Here is a 19,685-nt window from a genome sequence, read left to right as displayed (position 1 = left end):
ACACGCGTCGCACACCGTCTCAGGGCTGGGCCAGCACCACGCACGACTCCCCGGGCACCTGCAGCAGCCCGTCCCGGCCCGGCGTCTCCACCGGCTCCCACGCCGCCAGGACCACCGCCGGACGCGTGCCCAGCGGGATCGCCGCCGGTGCCTTCCCCAGGTTCACCGCCACCCGTACGTCACCGCGCCGGAAGGCCAGCCAGCGGGCGTCCTCGTCGTACGCCACCTTGGTGTCGGCCAGGTCGGGGTCGGTGAGGTCCGGCTGTCCGTGCCTGAGCGCGATCAGTCGGCGGTACCAGGCGAGCACACGCGCGTGGGGCTCGCGTTCCGGTTCCGACCAGTTGAGGCAGGACCGCTCGCGGGTCGCCGGGTCCTGCGGGTCCGGTACGTCCTCCTCGGCCCAGCCGTGCGCCGCGAACTCCCGCCGCCGGCCCCGCCGTACCGCCTCGGCCAGCTCCGGATCGGTGTGGTCGGTGAAGAACTGCCAGGGCGTGCCCGCCGCCCACTCCTCGCCCATGAACAGCATCGGAGTGAACGGCGAGGTCAGCGTCAGCGTCGCCGCGCAGGCCAGCAGACCGGGGGAGAGGCGGGCGGAGAGCCGGTCGCCCTGGGCGCGGTTGCCGACCTGGTCGTGGTTCTGGCTGTAGCCCAGCAGCCGGTGCCCGGACACCCGCGCGCGGTCCAGCGGGCGGCCGTGGTGCCGGCCGCGGAAGCTGGAGTACGTGCCGTCGTGGAAGTAGCCACCGGTGAGCGTCTTGGCGAGCGCGGCGAACGGGGCGCGCGCGAAGTCCGCGTAGTACCCCTGCGACTCACCCGTGAGCGCGGTGTGCAGCGCGTGGTGGAAGTCGTCGTTCCACTGCGCGTGCAGCCCGAGGCCGTGCTCCCCGCGCGGGGTGATGAACCGCGGGTCGTTCAGGTCGGACTCGGCGATCAGGAACAGCGGCCGGCCCAGTTCCCCGGCGAGCGCGTCCACGGCCGCCGACAGCTCCTCCAGGAAGTGGCACGCGCGCGTGTCGTACAGCGTGTGCACCGCGTCCAGCCGCAGCCCGTCGATCCGGAAGTCCCGCAGCCACGCCAGCGCGCTGCCGACGAGGAACGCCCGCACCTCGTCCGAGCCGGGCCCGTCCAGGTTCACCGCAGAACCCCACGGCGTGTGGTGCGCGTCGGTGAAGTACGGCCCGAAGACCGGCAGATAGTTCCCGGAAGGACCCAAGTGGTTGTGTACGACGTCCAGGACGACCCCCAGACCCAGTTCGTGCGCCCGGTCAACGAACCGTTTCAGCGCCTCCGGGCCGCCGTACGGCTCGTGCACCGCCCACAGCGACACCCCCTCGTAGCCCCAGCCGTGCCGCCCTGGGAACGGACACACCGGCATCAACTGCACGTGCGTGACGCCCAGTTCCACCAGGTGCTCCAGCCGGGCCGCCGCCGCGTCCAGGGTGCCCTCGGGGGTATACGTGCCCACGTGCAGCTCGTAGAGCACGGCACCCGGCAGTCCCCGGCCCGCCCACCGGGTGCGCCAGGCGTGGCGCCCGTGGTCCACGACCGCGCTCAGCCCGTCGGGTCCGTCCGGCTGGCGGCGCGAGCGCGGGTCGGGCCGCACGGGACCGTCGTCCAGCGCGAAGCCGTACCGGGCGCCGTCCTCGGCCTCCGCCTCCCCCGTCCACCAACCCGCGCGCTCGGGATCGCGCGTCAGCGCGCGCGTGGCGCCCTCGCAATGGAGCGTCACTCGGTCTGCCTGCGGTGCCCACACCTCGAACTGCACGGACGGTTCCCCTTCGTCTGCCATGTCTTGCCTGCTCACCGTGATGTCCCGCGTTCCCATCGTGCCCGCCCGGACGATCGATCCACCTGCGAATCCGCCCTTTCCCGGCGGGTGTCGCGGAAGTACCCGCAGAACGGCGCCGATTCCCCGTTTTCTGGACACCCGGGGTTCACTGTCCGACAATCACCTGCGTGACGTCGTCCTTCGAGTTCTCCACGTACCCCGCGCGGCTGTCCGACGCGGAGCGCGACAAGGCGCTGCAGGTGCTGCGTGACGGCGTCGCCATGGGCAGGCTCTCGCACGACACGTTCGTGCGCCGCATGGAGCTGGCGCTGGCCGCCCGCCGCGCCGACGAACTGGCCGCCCTCGTCGCCGACCTGCCCCGGGAGAACCGTCTCTCCCGCGCGGTCCTCGGCACCGTCGAGGCCGTCTCCGGGTTCACCGTACGGCTGCGCCGGGCCTGGCAGGCCGAGCGGCTGCCCAAGCTGCTGCTGCCGCACCCGGCGCACACCCATCCGCTGCGCATCGGCCGCGACCCGGCCAACGGGCTGCGACTGAACCACGAGACCGTCTCCCGAGTGCACGCCGAGCTCAGCCGCCACGGCGGCACGTGGATCCTCAGGGACCTCGGCTCCACCAACGGCACCACCGTCAACGGCCGCCGGGTGATCGGCTCGGTCGTCGTCCGCGAGGGCGACCAGGTCGCCTTCGGCAGGATGGCGTTCCGGCTCGCCGCCGGCTGACCGACCCCGGCCGGCGTGTACGAACCGGCGCTCCCGCACGCGCGCGTGCCTCCCGATCGGGTGATCCGGGCTGTGGAACGCGGCCCCGTGTGCCGATGCATCGGGCATGACGTACCTCACCCGAGTGACCACGGCCGCCGGCGCCCTGCTGGCCTGCGCCGGTCTCCTCGCCGCGGCCCCGGCCCAGGCGGCACCCCGCGCCGCGCGCACGACGTTCCCCCTCACCGACAACTGGCTCTACCTCACCGTCGCCCGCGGTGAGAACGCCCAGACCGGTGACAAGCACGGCACGCTGCTGATGTGCGACCCGCTGCCCCTGGGGTACGCGCGCGCGGCCGAGGCCTGTGACGAACTCTCCAAGGTCGACGGCGACATCGCCCGCATCCCGCAGAAGAAGGTCTTCTGCCCGATGATCTACGCCCCCGTGACCGTCCACGCGCACGGGCAGTGGAACGGGCAGCCGGTCGACTACCAGGAGACCTACACGAGCAAGTGCGCCATGGAAGCCCGGACGGGAGCCGTGTTCGCCGTGGACCACTAGGCCCTGTCGTCGCATTCCCGCCTGGCGCGGCGGCTGCTGCGGGACTCGCTGGAGCGACACGGGCGGTGCGGCGGTTTCACACCGCCCGTTCCCGGGCCTGCTGTGCCGCCACCAGCACGGTCCGGGACTGGTGCTCCACCTGATGCTCCAACGGCACCCAGCGGGCCCGGAACCGCGCCGCGAAGGCATCGCACCAGTCGGCGACAAGCTGTTCCAGCTGCGGCGCCGCCCGGTCGTCCGTCTCCCGCAGCACCCGCAGCAGCATCGCCGCCGCACGCAGCGGCAGCCGCCGCCCGAAGGCGTCCACACTGCCGACGTACGCCATCGTCGTAGCGGCCGGCGGGGTGTGGATCCAGTCCTCAGCCAGGCCCGGGATCAGCTCCAGCGCCCAGCGCGACGCCCGCAGCAGCGGACCGTCCGCGCCGTCCAGGCGGGGCAGCGCCTCGGCGAGGATCCGCTCCACCTCCAGCGAGTCCCGCAGCAGCCGCCGCGCCAGGCGCCGCATCGCCGCCGCCGGTGCCGGGTGCGGCGCCGGGTCGTCCACCAGGTCGCTCGCCCACATCGGCACCTCCACGACGGCCGTCAGACCGCCGTAGCGGTGCGCGTGGTACCAGGTGCTGTGCCGCGCGTCGTCCGGCATGCTGGGATAGGCGACCCCCGTCTCCGGTCCGGGCATGACGTGCACCCCGGGGCCGGAGGCCGGCCAGCCGGCGGCGTCCGAGGCGCCCGTCTCCACCGGGATGTGCAGCTGCGCCGCGGACTTGGCGAACGGCTCCGCGAGCCCCGGCACGTCCCTGGTCAACTGCACCCAGCTGCCGCCCAGATCGGTGCCGTGCAGGGTCACCTGGAGATAGGGCCGCAGCTCGTCGATCACCCCGGTCAGCGTCCGGGTCTCGGGCGGCAGCCGGTCCGGCGGCAGCACGGACGGCGACCACTCCGGCTGCTCGGCGCCCGTCGGCCGGTAGAAGCCGAGGTGGTAGTCGAGCAGGCTGCGCGGCGCGGGCGTCACATGCAGGCTCGCGCCGTCCGGATCGGCGCACAGCAGGAAGTGCCAGGACGTGTCCGCCCGCAACTCACGCTCGGCCAGTACGCGTTCGGCCAGCTCCCGCAGGGTGGAGCCCCCGGTCGGCTCGTTGGCGTGGGCGCCTGCGACCACCAGCACAGCCCGCCGGGCATGCCCCACCGACAGCAGGTGCAGGGGTCTTCCCGCGCGTGAGAAACCCACCTGCCTGAGCGAGCACAGCCCGGGTTCCTGAGCGGCCAACGCCTGAGCGGAGGCGATCAGTTCGGGAACGCTGGGATAGCGCAGCTCCGGCAGAAGACTCACCCCCGACTTGTTCCCGCCCGGCTTCGCCCTCCAAGTCCCGCATGTGAAAGGTGAACTGTCAAGCATGCGGCGGGGGAGGCTACCGGGGGCGCCCGGACGGAATCCAGGGGGTGCGGCGGGTGCGGTGCGTGCCGTGCGTTCACTGCTGGTGCAGGCCGCGTCCCGCGAGGGTCAGGAACACCTCGCCCACCGCCTCCGACAGCGTGGGGTGGGCGTGCACATGCCGGGCCACGTCCGAGGGCTCGGCGTCCCAGCCGACGATCAGCTGGCTCTCGGCGATCATCTCCGACACGTTCGGGCCGACCAGGTGGACGCCGAGCACCTGCCCGCCGCCGGCCTCGGCGACGACCTTCACCATGCCGCCCCCGCCGTGCACCATGCCCTTGGCCACGGCGGTCAGCGGCATCGTGTTCACCTCGACCTCGCGTCCACGCGCGCGTGCCTCGGTCTCGCTCAGCCCCACCGAGGCGGTCTGCGGCGAGGAGTACGTCACCCGGGGCACCGCCGCGTAGTCCACCGGGGCCGGCCGCAGCCCGGCCAGTGCCTCGGCGACCAGCAGCCCCTCCGCGAACGAGGCGTGGGCGAGGCCCAGCGCGGGCGGCGGGAGCAGGTCCCCGACGACATGGATGCCCGGCACAGCCGTCCGAAGCCGGTTCCAGTCCGCCGGTACGACGAACCCCCGCTCGTCCGTCGTCAGTCCGGCCGCCGCCAGGTCCAGGCCCTCGGTGACCGGCACCCGGCCGACGGCCACCAGCAGCCGCTCCGCCTCCACCGTGCGGGTCTCGCCCCGCACGGTGCGCACGCACGCGCGTACGCCGTTCTCCAGGACCTCCGCGTCCAGCAGCCGGGCGCCCGCCTGCACATCGATCCCGCGCTTCTTCAGCCCGCGCGTCAGATGCCGGCTCACATCGGCGTCCTCCAGCGGAACGATGCGGTCCGCGGCCTCGACCAGAGTGACCTCCGCGCCCATGGACCGGTGGAAGGAGGCGTACTCCACGCCGATCGCGCCCCCGCCCAGCACCAGGACGGACGCCGGCAGCCCCGGCGCGAACAGCGCGTCGTCGCTGGTGACCACGCGCCGCCCGTCCGGTTCGAGCCCCGGGAGCACGCGCGGTCGCGAGCCGGTCGCGAGCACGATCCCACGGCGCGCGGTGAAGTCGTACACGCCGGGCACGGATGGCGACTGTGCGCCGGGCGTGGAGCCGGCATGTGCCCCGAGCGTGGAGTCGGCACGCGCCGCGGGTGTGGAGCCCGCGCCCTCCACGCGCACCGTGCGCGCCCCGGTCAGCCGTGCGCTGCCCCGCACCACCCGCACGCCGGCGTGCGCCAGATGGGCCTCGACCCCCTTGTGGTTGCGCGCCACGATGTCGTCCCGCGTGGCCACCAGCGCCGCCCAGTCGACGGAGTCCAGCGTGGCCTTCACACCCCACCGCTCGCGCGCCTCGGCGATGCCGTCGACCAGTTCGGCGGCGTGCAGCATGGCCTTGCTCGGTATGCAGCCCCGGTGCAGACAGGTGCCTCCGATCCTGTCGCGTTCGACGAGGACGACGTCCAGCCCGAGGGCGGCGGCGCGCAGGGCGGTGCTGTAACCGCCCGTGCCGCCGCCGATGACGATGACGTCCGCCGCGTTGGTGGCCTGTGTGTTCACACCCCGTGTGTTCATGCCCCCACCCTCTGCCCGGTCCTTGCCATGAGTCCAAGGCAATGTTCTTCTGGGAGTCATGCAGGTTGCTCATGGGGCGATGCCTGTGACTCGTGCGAGGAGGACGCGGAGTTGAGCCTGCGGCAGATGGAGTACTTCGTGGCGGTCGTGCACGAGGCGTCCTTCACCCGCGCGGCGGACGCCCTCCACGTCACCCAGCCCGCGCTCTCGCACCAGATCAAGGCCCTGGAGAAGTCGGTCGGCGGCGCGCTGCTCGAGCGCATGGCGCGCGGCGTGCGCCTCACCCCCATGGGGCGGGCCTTCCTGCCGCACGCCGAACTCGCCGTCCGCAGCGCCGCGCAGGCCCGCCGCGCGGCCCGCGCCACCGCCGGCGCCGAGGGCGGCGAACTGCACGTCGCCACCCTGCACTCCCTCGCCGTGGGCGTCCTGCCCGATGTCCTCGCCCGCTGGCGCAAGGCCCATCCCCGGGTCCTGCTGCGGCTGCACGAGTACGCCACCGCCGAGGCGCTGGAGGAGGCCGTCCAGCGCGGCACCGCCGACCTCGCCTTCGGCCCCGAGCCCGCCGACCCGCCGGGCACCGTCGTACCGGTGGGGGAGGAGGAGCTCGTCCTGGTGATCCCGTTCGACGACCGGCTCGCGGGCCGTACGACGGTGACGCTGCCCGAACTCGCCGACCGGGCCTGGATCCGCTGCGCGCTGGAACCCGTCGTGGACGGCGAGCGGTTCCTCGACCGGGCCTGCGGGAAGGCCGGGTTCCGGCCGCGGACCGCCGTGTGGACCGAGCACACCTCGACGGCCGTACGCATGGCCGCCGCCGGGGTCGGCGTGTGCGCCGCGTCCGCCGACGTCGTGCGCGGCGCGGTGGGCGAGGACTGCGTGATCCTCACCCCCGACCCGGCCTGGAGGCGCCCGCTGGCCGTCTACGCGCGCGTGCCGCCCACCGGCGCCGCCGAGGCCTTCGTGGACCTGCTCCGCGCCACCTGGCCGGCCCCGGGGACGTCGCCCGCGCCGCCGCCGGCACAGCGGGTCACGGGCGTCCGGCGGCACGAAGAGCACGAGGCCGGCGAGGCGTCCGGCCCGCACGAGCCGCCCGCCACGCCTGCCCGCTGAGCCGCCTCGGCGCCTCTCGGCCGTCGGGCCCCGTGCCGTGTCGGCTCTCGGTGAACGCGCGTCCTCCAGGGGCCCTCAGTGTCCCCGGCGGCCTCCGCATGGCCCAGCGCGCCCGCCCTCCGGGCCCAGGACCCGTACGGTGTCGGATGTCGACGGTCGCGGTGCTCTCCGCGGGCCGCTCGCACGCCCGGCACCCGTCGGCCCCGCGTGCCACGCAGCGCGCCCGGCACGCCGCGACCTCCGTGCACCGCTGCCGCCCTCACCCTTCCCCCACCCGCTCCAGCAGCACCACCGGCAACCGGTCGAACAGGTCCGCCACGCGCGTGTTCCCGGTGAATTCCCGCTCCTGCGTGAGCACGTCCGCCCACCGTCCCGGCGGTAGTTCCAGCCGCGTCTCCCGCCAGCCGCCCGCCTCTGCGAGCCGCAGCGACAGCCGGGTCACTGCCGTGATCGCCTGGCCGGAGCGCGCGAAGGCGACGCAATGCTCCGCCGCCGGGCCTTCGGCGGTCAGCGGGGCGTACGACGCGGTGGCGCCGAAGGCGTCGGGCCGCCGGGCGCGCAGCCGCAGGGCCGCCGCCGTCAGCGCGTCCTTCTCGCCCGGCACCTCGGGCGGGAACGCCACCGGACGCCGGTTGTCCGGGTCCACCAGCACCCGGTACTCGCCCTCCGTGCCCTGGTACACGTCGGGCACGCCCGGCATCGTCAGATGGACCAGGGCGGTGCCAAGAACGTTGGCCCGGATGTGCGGCTCCAGCGCCTTGCGGAAGGCCGCCACGCGTTCGCCCGGCGCCCCGCACGGCCCGGCCGCGACGAACGCGGCCACCGCCTCCTCGTACGGCGGCTCCTGCTCCGTCCAGCTGGTGTACATGCCCGCCTCGCGCACGTGCTTCAGCAGTGCCTGCTGGACCCGCTCCTCCTCGGCCGGCCCCAGCCCGAACAGCGTCTGCCAGGCCGCCCAGGCCAGCTGTCCGTCCGGCACGCCCACGCCCTCCTCGGGCCGGTTCACCTCGGCCAGCAGCTCCGCCCACCGGTCGGGACACTCGGTGAGCACGGCCAGCGCGGCGCGTACGTCGGCACTGCGCTTGGTGTCGTGCGTGGAGACCACCGTGCCGGTGACCGGCCACTCGTGCTGCACGCGCGCGCAGTACGCGTGGAAGTCCTCCGGGGACACGCCCGGCCGGCCCGGGTCGCCGCCCACCTCGGTCGCCGACAGCAGCGGCACATAGCGGTAGAACGCCGTGTCCTCCACCGACTTGGCACGCAGCGCCGAGGCGGTCTGCGCGAACCGGGTGCGGAACTCCACCCGGTCGGCGTGGTCCGGCGCCGACGGGTCACCGGGCGGCTCGACGAGCAGCCGGCGCACGATGCCGACGGCCTCCGCCTCCTCCGGCACCACGAACGCGAGCCGGGCCTCCTCGGCGGCCTCCTCGGTGACGACGGCGGCCGCGTCCCCGGAGGCGTACGGCCGGTACACCCGCATCCGGACCAGCAGTTCCTCCACGGCCGTGCGCAGCGCCCAGGGCGCCCGGTCGCGCAGGTCCAGGTCCGGCGAGGTGGCGCACAGCCGGGTGGCCACCCGGGTGAGCCGGTCGGTCTCGGCGGCCAGCTCGTGCGTGAGCACCTTGTAGGCGGCCCGCCGTGCCGTCGCGTCCCAGTTGCCGCCCCGGTCCGTCTGCGGGGCCGCGAACGCCCGGTAGCGGCCCAGCAGTTCGTACGCCCCCGTCTGGTCGGTGAACAGGCCGTCCACCTGGCGCAGGGCGTCGTATCCGGTGGTGCCCGCGACGGGCCAGGACGCCGGCAGCCGTTCGCCGTCGGCGAGGATCTTCTCCACCACCGTCCAGCGCCCCCCGGTCGCCTCGTGCAGCCGCGCGAGGTAGCCGTCGGGGTCGGCGAGCCCGTCGGGGTGGTCGACGCGCAGCCCGTCGAGCACGCCCTCGCTCAGCAGCTGGAGGATCTTGGCATGGGTGGCGTCGAACACCTCCGGATCCTCCACGCGCACCCCGATCAGCTCCGAGATGCTGAAGAACCGCCGGTAGTTCAGCTCGGTGCGGGCCAGCCGCCACCACACCGGGCGGTACCACTGGGCGTCGAGCAGCCGAGGCAGCGGCAGGTCCCGGGTGCCCGCGCGGAGCGGGAAGGAGTGCTCGTGGTAGCGCAGCACGTCGCCGTCGACCACGAGGTGCTCCAGCTGCGAGCCGACCGGACCGCCCAGCACCGGCAGCAGCACGCGCCCGTCCTGCGCCTCCCAGTCGATGTCGAACCAGCGCGCGTACGGCGAGCCGGGCCCCTCGCGCAGCACCTCCCACAGGGCGTGGTTGTGCCGGGGCGCCAAGGCCATGTGGTTCGGCACGATGTCGGCCACCAGGCCCAGACCGTGCTCCCGCGCGGTCCGCGCCAGCGACCTGATGCCCTCCTCACCGCCCAGTTCCCCGCGCACGCGCGCGTGGTCCACCACGTCGTACCCGTGCAGGGAGCCGGGCACGGCCTCGAGGACGGGGGACAGGTGCAGGTGCGAGACACCGAGCGACGCCAGGTACGGTACGGCCGCCGCGGCGGCGGCGAACGGGAACGCGGGCTGGAGCTGCAGCCGGTAGGTGGCCGTGGGCACCTCCGGTCCGGGGCGCGCAGAAGTCATGGAGCCTACGTACCCAGCCCGCCGTCTTTCGTGTCATCCCACGCCCGCCACGCGCGCGTACGGGCGAGCGGCCCGGCCCGGGGGCTGCCGCGACACGCTCCCTACGTCGGCCGCTGCAGCACCGTCAGGCTGCGGTCGGGCAGGGTGATCCGGTCGCCCGCCCCGACCTTCGTCCCGGCTGCCGCCGGCACCCCGTCCGGACGGGCCGTGTCGACGACCACCTGCCACTGCCGGCCGTGGTTGACCGGCACCAGGAAGTCCAGCGGACCGGGGGAGGCGTTGAACATCAGCAGGAAGGAGTCGTCGCCGATGCGCTCCCCGCGCGTGCCGGGCTCGGAGATCGCGTTGCCGTTCAGGAACACCGTCAGCGCGGACGCCCGCGCCGAGTCCCAGTCCCGCTGGGTCATCTCCTTGCCCTCCGGGGTGAACCACGCGATGTCGGACAGCTCGTCGTGGGTGCCCTCCACCGGGCGGCCGTGGAAGAAACGGCGCCGCCGGAACACCGGGTGGTCCCGGCGGAGCCACACCATCGCGCGAGTGAACTCCAGCAGGTCGCCCTCCAGGGCCTCCGGCCAGTTCAGCCAGGACAGCTCGTTGTCCTGGCAGTAGGCGTTGTTGTTGCCGCGCTGGGTGCGGGCGAACTCGTCGCCGTGGCTGATCATCGGCACGCCCTGGGACAGCATCAGCGTGGCGATGAAGTTCCGCATCTGCCGGGTGCGCAGCGCGAGCACGTCCGGATCGTCGGTCTCGCCCTCCGCCCCGCAGTTCCAGGACCGGTTGTGGCTCTCGCCGTCCCGGTTGTCCTCGCCGTTGGCCGCGTTGTGCTTGTCGTTGTACGAGACGAGGTCGTGCAGGGTGAAGCCGTCGTGACAGGTGACGAAGTTGATCGAGGCCAGCGGGCGGCGCCCGTCGTCCTGGTAGAGGTCCGAGGAGCCGGTCAGCCGGGAGGCGAACTCCGCGAGGGCGCGCGGCTCGCCCCGCCACAGGTCCCGTACCGTGTCCCGGTACTTGCCGTTCCACTCGGTCCACAGCGGCGGGAAGTTGCCCACCTGGTAGCCGCCCTCGCCCACGTCCCAGGGCTCGGCGATCAGCTTCACCTGGGAGACCACCGGGTCCTGCTGCACCAGGTCGAAGAACGACGACAGCCGGTCCACCTCGTGGAACTGCCGGGCCAGGGTCGCCGCGAGGTCGAAGCGGAAGCCGTCGACGTGCATCTCGGTGACCCAGTACCGCAGCGAGTCCATGATCAGCTGGAGCACGTGCGGGGACCGCATGAGCAGGGAGTTCCCGGTGCCCGTGGTGTCCATGTAGTAGCGCGGGTTGTCGGTGAGGCGGTAGTACTGCCGGTTGTCGATGCCCTTGAAGGACAGCGTCGGTCCCAGGTGGTTGCCCTCGGCGGTGTGGTTGTAGACGACGTCCAGGACGACCTCGATCCCGGCCTCGTGCAGCGCCCGGACCGCCGACTTGAACTCCAGCACCTGCTGGCCGCGGTCGCCCCAGGAGGCGTACGCGTTGTGCGGGGCGAAGAAGCCGATCGTGTTGTAGCCCCAGTAGTTGCTCAGGCCCATGTCGACCAGCCGGTGGTCGTGCACGAACTGGTGGACCGGCATCAGCTCCAGGGCCGTCACCCCGAGCTTGGTCAGGTGTTCGATCAGCGCCGGATGCGCGAGCGCCGCGTAGGTGCCGCGCAGCTCCTCCGGCAGCCCCGGATGACGCATGGTCAGGCCCTTGACGTGGGCCTCGTAGATCACCGTGTGGTGGTACTCGGTGCGCGGCGGCCGGTCGTCGCCCCAGTCGAAGTACGGGTTGATCACCACCGAGGCCATGGTGTGCGGCGCGGAGTCCAGGTCGTTGCGGCTGTCCGGAGCGCCGAAGTGGTAGCCGTACACCTCCTCGCCCCACCGGACCGCACCGCTGATCGCCTTCGCGTACGGGTCGAGCAGCAGCTTCGCGGAGTTGCAGCGCAGCCCGCGCCCGGGGTCGTACGGGCCGTGCACCCGGAACCCGTAGCGTTGTCCCGGCATCACGCCCGGCACGTACGCGTGCCGCACGAAAGCGTCGCTCTCGCGCAGCTCCACCGCCGTCTCCGAGCCGTCGTCGTGCAGCAGACACAGCTCTACTCGGTCCGCGGCCTCCGTGAAGAGCGCGAAGTTGGTTCCGGCGCCGTCGTAGGTGGCGCCGAGCGGATACGCCTGTCCAGGCCAGACCTGCATGGCTACGACTCTCCCAGGTGTGCCACCGCCGCGGGGCCGCGTCGGGCCCCGAGTCGCCGCGAATTGACGGAACCTCCAGTCTCTTGCGTCCCTCTTACCCACAGACCAGGCCGCACGGTGGCTCTCGTACCCGCTGTGTGCCGAACCAGTGGGGCAACACGTACTCCCGTGAACCGGGCGGCCAGGGCGGCCACGGTCAACGGCCACCTGACGGACTACCGCACGTGGCGGGTGGTCAGCGCGGCCGGCGGGAACAAGGACGACCTCTACGTCACCGAGTACCACCCCTGCGAACTGGTCGCCGGCAACACCCCGACGTGCGGCCGCGGGCACCTGGCATCCGTCGACCAGTGGGTGGGCGGACAGACCCTGACCCACCCGGTGATCTGGGTGAACGTCGGTTTCCACCGCATCGCGCGGGACGAGGACCAGCAGCCGATGCCGGTGCACTGGCAGGGCTTCGCCCTCGTCCCCCGGGAGGTGACCGCTATGAATCCGCTCACTCCGCGTGACCTGGCACGACAGAACGGCCATGGGCAGCCGCGTAGTTGAGGAAAGCAGTTGAGAAACCGACCTGTCCATCCGGCTGCACCGCCCACCTCTCGCGGAGTACCCTTCCTTGATCGTTGAGACGGGAAAGGCCCGGGGATCGGAAGGCGGTGCACGGGTGGGCTCGGGAGGCCTGGAGCTGCCCCCTGGTGACGAGGGTCACGAGGGGAACTCCACAGACGTCCCGCCCGGCGCGGTGTCCCTGGCCCGCCCGATGGACGCGGGGTCCATCGGGCCGGAGCTGGACTGGGACGCCGACGCCTGGCGCGAGGTGCGCACCCGCGCCCAGCGGGCCGGCCGGGCCTACATCTGGCTGAACCTCGTCGAGCAGCGGCTGCGCGCGGTCGTGGCTGCTGTCCTGCGCCCGATCTACGAACCCGTCCACGGGGACGACTGGGTGGTCGCCGCGGCCGGTCCGGCCGGACAGGAGTGGGTGCAGCGCGCGGTCGCCGTCCGCGAGGTCAGCCGCCGCAAGGGCTACCTGCTCGACCCGGCCGACGACAACGTGCTCAGCTTCCTCACCCTGCCCCAGCTGCGCGAACTGATGGTGCAGCACTGGCCGTGCTTCGAGCCGTACTTCGACGAGCGCCGCGACCTCGAACTCGCCCTGGACGAGCTGGAGGTGACCCGCAACGTCGTCTCCCGCAACCGGGCGCTGTCCGAGGCGGTCCTGAACCAGGCCGAGCGCGCCTCCGCCCGGCTGCTGGAGACGCTCGGCGCCGGCGGTGACGTGCCCTCCGCGCGCCGGCTGCCCGTGGACGCGGTCGAGGACCTGGTCGGTGACCGGTACGCCGACGTCGTCGCCGTCCACTCCGACCGGGTGCGGCTGATGCGCCAGTTCCCCGCCGAGGACCTCTTCGGCGGCGCCCGCCGCCTCGACGCCATCGGCATCGGCCTCAACCTGCTCGTGCAGAACTTCTCCGGCCGCCGTCTGGTCCGGCTCGCCGAGACGGGCTGCCGGGTACGGCTGCTCTTCCTCAACCCGGCCTCCAGCTCGGTCAAGCGCCGCGAGCGCGAACTCGGGATGAAACGGGGCGAACTGAGCCGCTCCGTCGAGATGAACATCCTGCACATGCGCCGGGTCCGCTCCCGGCTGCGCGACCCGGGCGCCTTCGAGATCCAGGTCTACGACGAGACACCGCGCTTCACCGCCTACCTGGTGGACGGCGACGGCGCCGACGGCATCGCCGTGGTGCAGTCCTATCTGCGCGGGGCGCGCGGGATGGAGTCCCCGGTGCTGGTGCTGCGCAACGGCGGCAAGCTGGTCAAGTCGGGTGACGTGGGTGAAGCAGGACTCTTTCCGACATACCGCGAGGAGTTCGAGCAGGCTTGGGCGGATTCGCGCCCGGTGTCCTGAGCCGTGCCCTGAACCGTCCGCCGGTGCAGGCGGAACGCGGTCCTCGGATTGTCAGTGCCGCGTGCGATGGTGGAGGCCACTGGGGGAAAGCACCACCAAGAAGGGGGGCCGCCCATGGGCTGGCACCGGGAGCTGCTGATCGGCTTCGACCTGGAGACGACCGGGACCGATCCGCGCGAGGCGCGCATCGTCACCGGCGCGGTGATCGAGGTCAGGGCCGGTGAGCCCATGGGACGCAGGGAGTGGCTGGCCGATCCGGGCGTGGAGATCCCGGCGGACGCGGTGGCGGTGCACGGCATCAGCAACGAGCGGGCGACGGCCGAGGGCCACCCGGCCGACCGGGTGGCCGACTCCATCGCCGACGTCCTGGTGGGGTACTGGAAGACGGGCGTCCCGGTCGTCGCCTACAACGCCGCCTTCGACCTCACCCTGCTCTCCGCCGAACTGCGCCGCCACGCCCTGCCGTCCCTCGCCGACCGCCTGGGCGGCCCGGCCCCGGCCCCGGTCATCGACCCCTACACCATCGACCGCTGGGTCGACCGCCACCGCCGCGGCAAACGGAACCTGGAAGCAGTCTGCGCCGAGTACGGCATACCCCTCGACGCGGCCCACACGGCCCCGGCCGACGCCCTCGCCGCAGCGCGACTCGCCTCCGCGATAGCCGACCGCCACCCGAAGATCGCGGCCCTGGGCGCCGCCGAACTCCACCAGCGCCAGATCCAGTGGTATGCGGAGTGGGCGGCGGACTTCCAGGCGTTCCTGCGCCGCAAGGGGGATGCGGGGGCGGTGGTGGACGGGGCGTGGCCGCTGCGGGAGTTGGCGGCGACACAGTCCGCCTAGCTGCCGTCAGAACGGGTACCAGCGGACGGTCTCGTCCCCGTCCCGCAGCGATGCGACCCGCCGCCGGAACTCGGCCAGCGCCTTGGGGTTGCTCGGCGCGTGCTGGGCCACCCAGGCACAGCTGGCCGTCTCCCGGGCCCCGCGGAGCACACCACAGCCCTGCCACTCCCGTACGTCCCACCCGTACGCCGCGGTGAAGGAGTCGTACCCCTCGGCCGGCAGCCCGTACCGGTCCCGGGAGAGCGCCATGACCACCAGGTCGTGCTCGCGCAGGTCGGCCGAGAAGGTCTCCAGGTCGACCAGGACCGGCCCGTCCGGCCCGATGTGCACATTGCGGGGCAGTGCGTCCCCGTGGATCGGGCCGGGCGGCAGATGGGGCGTCAGTGCGGCCGCGGCCGCCGCGAACCCGTCCCGGCGCGACCGGAGATAGGCCGCGTCCGCGGGGTCGATCGCGTCGCCCGCGAGCCGCAGCCAGCGCTCCACCCCGCCCAGCAGTTCACGGGGCGGCAGAGCGAAGGGAGGAGAGGCAAGTGCGTGCACCATCCGCAGCAACCGTGCCAGATCCCGGGGTTCGGCGGGGCGTACCGGGTCGGGCAGCCGGTGCCACACGGTCACCGGGTGGCCCTCGACCAGCCGCGGCTTCGGCTCCGCCGCCCGTACCGCCAGCACGCCCGCCTCGGCCAGCCAGCCGGCGATGTCCAGCTCGCGCCGGGCCCGTTCGAGCAGCTCGGCGTCGCGGCCGACCTTCACCACCAGGTCACCGGCGGCGAACACGGCGTTCTCGCCGAGGGCGAGGAGGGCCGCGTCCCGGGCCGGGCCGGGCAGCACTCCCGCCGCGGCCAGTACGTCCCGTGCCCGTGCCTCGTCCATCGTGCCTCCGTGCCGCGTCGTCCGCGTCGTCCCGTGCCGTCTCTCCGGCCAGTCTCGCATTGGCACAGGTCGGGTGGTGTGCGCGGTTCCTTCCCGCCATCGGGGGAGCGGAAAATCGCTTGGAACGAGACGTATCGTCTCGCCTATCCTCGACACCATGCCCACGCCCGCCCATATCGCCATGTTCTCCGTCGCCTTGCACGGCCATGTGAACCCCAGCCTGGAGGTGATCCGCGAACTCGTGGCCCGGGGCCACCGGGTCACGTACGCCATTCCGCCGGTGTTCGCCGAGAAGGTGGCCGCCACCGGGGCCCGCCCCGTGCCGTACACCTCCACGCTGCCCGGACCCGACGCCGACCCGGAGGCCTGGGGGAGCACGCTGCTGGACAACGTGGAACCGTTCCTGGACGACGCGATCCAGGCGCTTCCGCAGCTCATCGAGGCCTACGCGGGCGACGAGCCCGACCTCGTGCTGCACGACATCGCCTCCTACCCGGCCCGCGTCCTCGCCCACCGCTGGGGCGTCCCGGCGATCTCCCTCTCCCCGAACCTCGTCGCCTGGGAGGGCTACGAGGCGGAGGTGGCCGAGCCGATGTGGGCGGAGCCGAGGAAGACCCCGCGCGGGCAGGCGTACTACGCCAAGTTCCAGGGGTGGCTGGCGGAGAACGGGATCGCCCGGCACCCGGATCCCTTCGCCGGCCGCCCCGCCCGCTCGCTCGTCCTCATCCCGAAGGCGCTGCAGCCGCACGCCGACCGGGTCGACGAACGTGTGTACACCTTCGTCGGCGCCTGCCAGGGCGACCGCGCCGACCAGGGCCACTGGCGGCGGCCGGCCGGCGCCGAGAAGGTCGTGCTGGTGTCCCTCGGCTCGGCCTTCACCAAGCAACCCGGGTTCTACCGGGAGTGCGTGCGCGCCTTCGGCAACCTGCCCGGGTGGCACCTGGTCCTCCAGGTCGGCCGGCATGTGAGCCCGGCCGACCTGGGCGACGTACCGGGCAACGTCGAAGTGCACAGCTGGGTACCGCAGTTGGCGATCCTCAAGCAGGCCGACCTGTTCGTCACACACGCGGGTGCGGGCGGCAGCCAGGAGGGGCTCGCCACCGCCACGCCGATGATCGCCGTACCGCAGGCCGTCGACCAGTTCGGCAACGCCGACGTGCTCCAGGCCCTCGGGGTCGCCCACCGCCTGGCCACCGAGGAGGCCACCGCCGACCGCCTCCGTGAGACCGCGCTCACCCTGGTGGCCGATCCGGAGGTGGCCCGACGCCTGAAGGAGATCCAGGCGGAGATGGCCGAGGAGGGCGGCACGCGACGGGCGGCGGACCTGATCGAGGCGGAACTGCGGTGCTGCGCGGGCGAGTAGGTCACCTGCCCCGCGTTTCACGGCGCCGTGTGCTGGTGCCGGCCGGCCCGAGCGCTGCTCGGGTACAGGTGCGTGCCTCCCCCACCCTCGGCCTCGGGCGGTGGGGAAGGCACGACTGCCGGCAGCTGTGCGGGTGCCGGCCGCTGCCGGGTGGGCGCCGGATCACACCGGCAGCCGTTCCTCCTCGCGCGCCGGGTGCGAGGCGACCGGTGCCTCGTCATGGGTGAGGTCGGGCAAGCGGTGCAGCCACTTCGGCAGGTACCAGTTGCGCTCGCCGAGCAGGGCCATCACCGCCGGCAGCAGCACTCCGCGGATGACCGTCGCGTCGATGAGGACCGCCGCGGCCAGCCCCACGCCCATCTGCTTCATGGACTGCATCGACAGCGTGCCGAAGATGGCGAACACGGCGACCATGATGACCGCGGCGCTGGTGACGACACCGGCCGTGGTCACCACGCCGTGCCGGATCGCGTCCTTCGTCGTACGGCCGTTCACATGGGCCTCGCGGATCCGGGACACCACGAACACGTGGTAGTCCATCGACAGCCCGAACAGGATCACGAACAGGAACAGCGGCAGCCACGTCACGATCGCGCCGACGCCCTCGGCGCCCACCAGCGAGGCACCCCAGCCGTGCTGGAAGACCGCGACGAGGACCCCGTACGCGGCGCCGACCGACAGCAGGTTGAGCACGATCGAGGTGATCGCGACGGTCAGCGAGCGGAACGACAGCAGCATCAGCAGGAAGGCGAACACGATCACGAACGCGAAGACCGGGACGACGGAACCGAGCAGCTGGTCGTTGAAGTCGTGGTTGCCGGCCACCTGTCCGGTGATCGGGGCCTGCACGCCGTCCACCCTGCCGAGCGTGGCGGGCCGCACCTCGTCGCGCAGCTTGTCCAGGCTCTTGACCGCCCGGTCCATGTCCGAGCCACCGACCAGCGGTACGGAGACCAGGGCGACGTTCTGCGCCTCGTGCAGCCGGATGTCGACCGGGCCGCGCGAGGCGCCCGAGGCGATCGCCTGCCGCTTGAAGTCGGCCAGCGCCTGCCGTACCTCGGGCGCGTTGATGTCCTTGGCCTTGACGACGACCTGAGCCGGCTCACTGCCGCCCGGGAAGGCGTCGTTGATCCGGTCGTACGTCTGCACGATCGGCAGCGACTTGCCGAACTCCTGGTCCAGGGTGAGCTGTTGGGTCTTCATGCCGAGCGCGGGCGCGGCCACCGCCAGCAGCGCACCGGCGGCCAGGACGACGGAGACCAGCGGCCTGGCCAGCACCGCGCGCAGGACGACGGTCCACACCCGGCTGCCCTCGCCCGCGGCCCGCTTCCGGCTCCGGTCGCGGCGGCCCAGGAACGGGATCTTCCCCCTCTCCACCCGCTCCCCGAGCAGCGACAACAGCGCCGGCAGCACCGTCACCGAACCGACCATGGCCACCGCGACCACCATCAGCGAGGCCAGACCCATCGCCTCGAACTGGGCGAGCCCGGTGAAGAGCATGCCCGCCATCGCGACGCACACCGTGACGCCGGAGACGATGACCGCCCGGCCACTGGTGGCGGCCGCGGTCCGCAGAGCGGCTCCCGGGTCCCGCCCGGCCTCCCGCTCCTCGCGCTCACGGCGGAGATAGAACAGGCAGTAGTCGACACCGACGGCCATACCGACCAGCAGCATCACGGAGTTGGCGGTGTCGCTCATCGGCTGCAGATGGCTGACGAGGCCCATCAGGCCCATCGTCGCCATGATCGCGGTGATCGCGAGGGCCACCGGCAGCAGCGCCGCCACCAGCGCCCCGAAGGCGATCAGCAGGATGCCGAGGGCCACCGGCACCGCGGAGTACTCGGCCTGCTTGAAGTCGTCCCCGAAGGCGTCCTTGTACTGCTTCTGCATGCTGGCGCCGCCGATCTCCTCGATCCGCAGGCCGCCGTGCGCCTTCTGCACCCCGGCGACCGCGTTCAGCACCGGCTCGACCCGGTCCACGGCCGTCTTGGCGTCACCGCGCATGTCGAACTGCACCAGCGCGCTGCGGCCGTCCCGGGAGATGGTGTGCGTGTCGTAGGGCGAGGTCACGGCCGTGACCTTCCCGGTGCCCTCGACGGCCTTCACCACGTCGGCGACGGCGCCCCGGAACCCGGCGCCGGTCGCCGTGACCGAAGCGTCCTTGGACTGGATCAGGACCGTCTCGCCGGCCGGCTCCTTGATCCCCGCGTCGTCGATGATCCGGGCGGCGGTGTGCGTCTCGCCCTTGAGCTGGTTGTTCTCGTCGACGTCGACCCGGCCCGCCGCCGAGCCCAGCCCCATGGCCAGCACGACGAACAGCACCCATATGCCCACGGCCGCCCAGCGGTGCCGGGCGCTCCAGCCGCCGGCGCGGGCGGCCAGCCCCCGCACCGGCACGTCCCTTTTCCCCATCGCGGGTCTTACCCCCTCGTGTGCGGTGGCGGCCCCCTGCCGCCACCTCTGCGCTTGCTCCGGTATGACCGTATGAGCCGGATCAACGCGTCTCGTCGTGCTGCCCGGTGAACTCGGTGACCCACCGGTCAGCACTGGGGAGGACAGCGGCCCCTTACACCTATCCGCGCATCTCGGGGGCATGTCTCGGGGTTCGACAGCCTGTTCCGCAACCTGTTCCGCGGCCTGTCGCGCAGGTTGTAGGCCGTAGGCCGCCGGCGGTCGGACATGGGTTGTCCGTTCTGCCGTCGGCGCGGC

Annotated in this window: 12 protein-coding genes and 2 pseudogenes; 7 read left to right on the top strand and 7 right to left on the bottom strand. The window is 72.9% G+C overall.

What is annotated here, in order from left to right:
* Window positions 1-19: 19 nt before the first annotated feature.
* Window positions 20-1,765 (bottom strand): malto-oligosyltrehalose trehalohydrolase, encoded by a 1,746-nt coding sequence (gene treZ, locus ACFYZB_RS22430; RefSeq protein ID WP_388761464.1) that lies wholly within the window; start codon window positions 1,763-1,765, stop codon window positions 20-22.
* 191 nt (window positions 1,766-1,956) lie between these two features.
* Here treZ and ACFYZB_RS22425 point away from each other — a divergent pair, with 191 nt between their 5' ends.
* Both ACFYZB_RS22425 and ACFYZB_RS22420 read left to right on the top strand, forming a co-directional pair.
* A complete protein-coding gene (locus ACFYZB_RS22425; RefSeq protein ID WP_388761295.1) occupies window positions 1,957-2,508 on the top strand; it encodes an FHA domain-containing protein in 552 nt (183 codons plus the stop codon).
* Window positions 2,509-2,614: 106 nt separating this feature from the next.
* Window positions 2,615-3,049 carry a subtilase-type protease inhibitor gene (locus tag ACFYZB_RS22420; protein ID WP_388761293.1) on the top strand — a complete coding sequence of 145 codons (435 nt, stop codon included), beginning with the start codon at window positions 2,615-2,617 and terminating at the stop codon, window positions 3,047-3,049.
* Between the two features lie 76 nt (window positions 3,050-3,125).
* On the opposite strand, the gene ACFYZB_RS22415 is transcribed toward ACFYZB_RS22420, so the two are convergent.
* Both ACFYZB_RS22415 and lpdA read right to left on the bottom strand, forming a co-directional pair.
* Window positions 3,126-4,376, bottom strand: coding sequence for a M14 family zinc carboxypeptidase (locus ACFYZB_RS22415; protein ID WP_388761290.1), 1,251 nt, complete (start codon window positions 4,374-4,376; stop codon window positions 3,126-3,128).
* A gap of 139 nt (window positions 4,377-4,515) precedes the next feature.
* Window positions 4,516-6,039, bottom strand: coding sequence for a dihydrolipoyl dehydrogenase (lpdA, locus tag ACFYZB_RS22410; RefSeq protein WP_388761287.1), 1,524 nt, complete (start codon window positions 6,037-6,039; stop codon window positions 4,516-4,518).
* A gap of 111 nt (window positions 6,040-6,150) precedes the next feature.
* Here lpdA and ACFYZB_RS22405 point away from each other — a divergent pair, with 111 nt between their 5' ends.
* Entirely contained in the window at window positions 6,151-7,149 is a 999-nt protein-coding gene (locus ACFYZB_RS22405; protein WP_388761284.1) for a LysR substrate-binding domain-containing protein, read from the top strand.
* Window positions 7,150-7,408: 259 nt separating this feature from the next.
* On the opposite strand, the gene treY is transcribed toward ACFYZB_RS22405, so the two are convergent.
* Together treY and glgX are read right to left on the bottom strand one after the other, a co-directional pair.
* Window positions 7,409-9,784 (bottom strand): malto-oligosyltrehalose synthase, encoded by a 2,376-nt coding sequence (treY, locus tag ACFYZB_RS22400; RefSeq protein WP_388761281.1) that lies wholly within the window; start codon window positions 9,782-9,784, stop codon window positions 7,409-7,411.
* A 101-nt stretch (window positions 9,785-9,885) separates the two neighbouring features.
* Window positions 9,886-11,997, bottom strand: a complete 2,112-nt coding sequence (gene glgX / locus ACFYZB_RS22395; RefSeq protein WP_388761278.1) for a glycogen debranching protein GlgX — start codon at window positions 11,995-11,997, stop codon at window positions 9,886-9,888.
* Between the two features lie 144 nt (window positions 11,998-12,141).
* Here glgX and ACFYZB_RS22390 point away from each other — a divergent pair.
* From ACFYZB_RS22390 to ACFYZB_RS22380, 3 genes and pseudogenes are all read left to right on the top strand, one after another.
* Window positions 12,142-12,549, top strand: a pseudogene (locus tag ACFYZB_RS22390) (copper amine oxidase); the annotation flags it as partial.
* A 115-nt stretch (window positions 12,550-12,664) separates the two neighbouring features.
* Window positions 12,665-13,903 carry an SAV2148 family HEPN domain-containing protein gene (locus ACFYZB_RS22385; RefSeq protein ID WP_388761275.1) on the top strand — a complete coding sequence of 413 codons (1,239 nt, stop codon included), beginning with the start codon at window positions 12,665-12,667 and terminating at the stop codon, window positions 13,901-13,903.
* A 114-nt stretch (window positions 13,904-14,017) separates the two neighbouring features.
* Complete coding sequence (locus tag ACFYZB_RS22380) at window positions 14,018-14,743, top strand: 3'-5' exonuclease (protein ID WP_351204007.1); 726 nt, start codon at window positions 14,018-14,020, stop codon at window positions 14,741-14,743.
* A 6-nt stretch (window positions 14,744-14,749) separates the two neighbouring features.
* Here ACFYZB_RS22380 and ACFYZB_RS22375 read toward each other — a convergent pair whose 3' ends face one another.
* A complete protein-coding gene (locus tag ACFYZB_RS22375; RefSeq protein WP_388761272.1) occupies window positions 14,750-15,613 on the bottom strand; it encodes a phosphotransferase enzyme family protein in 864 nt (287 codons plus the stop codon).
* 114 nt (window positions 15,614-15,727) lie between these two features.
* Here ACFYZB_RS22375 and mgt point away from each other — a divergent pair.
* Window positions 15,728-16,976 (top strand): annotated as a pseudogene (gene mgt / locus ACFYZB_RS22370) (macrolide-inactivating glycosyltransferase).
* A gap of 162 nt (window positions 16,977-17,138) precedes the next feature.
* Here the strand turns inward: mgt and ACFYZB_RS22365 are convergent.
* Window positions 17,139-19,388 carry an MMPL family transporter gene (locus ACFYZB_RS22365; protein ID WP_388761269.1) on the bottom strand — a complete coding sequence of 750 codons (2,250 nt, stop codon included), beginning with the start codon at window positions 19,386-19,388 and terminating at the stop codon, window positions 17,139-17,141.
* Between the last annotated feature and the right edge of the window lie 297 nt (window positions 19,389-19,685).

The sequence above is a fragment of the Streptomyces sp. NPDC001852 genome, assembly GCF_042891825.1.
Classification (GTDB): Bacteria; Actinomycetota; Actinomycetes; order Streptomycetales; family Streptomycetaceae; genus Streptomyces.
This window is presented reverse-complemented; position numbering and strand designations above follow the sequence as displayed.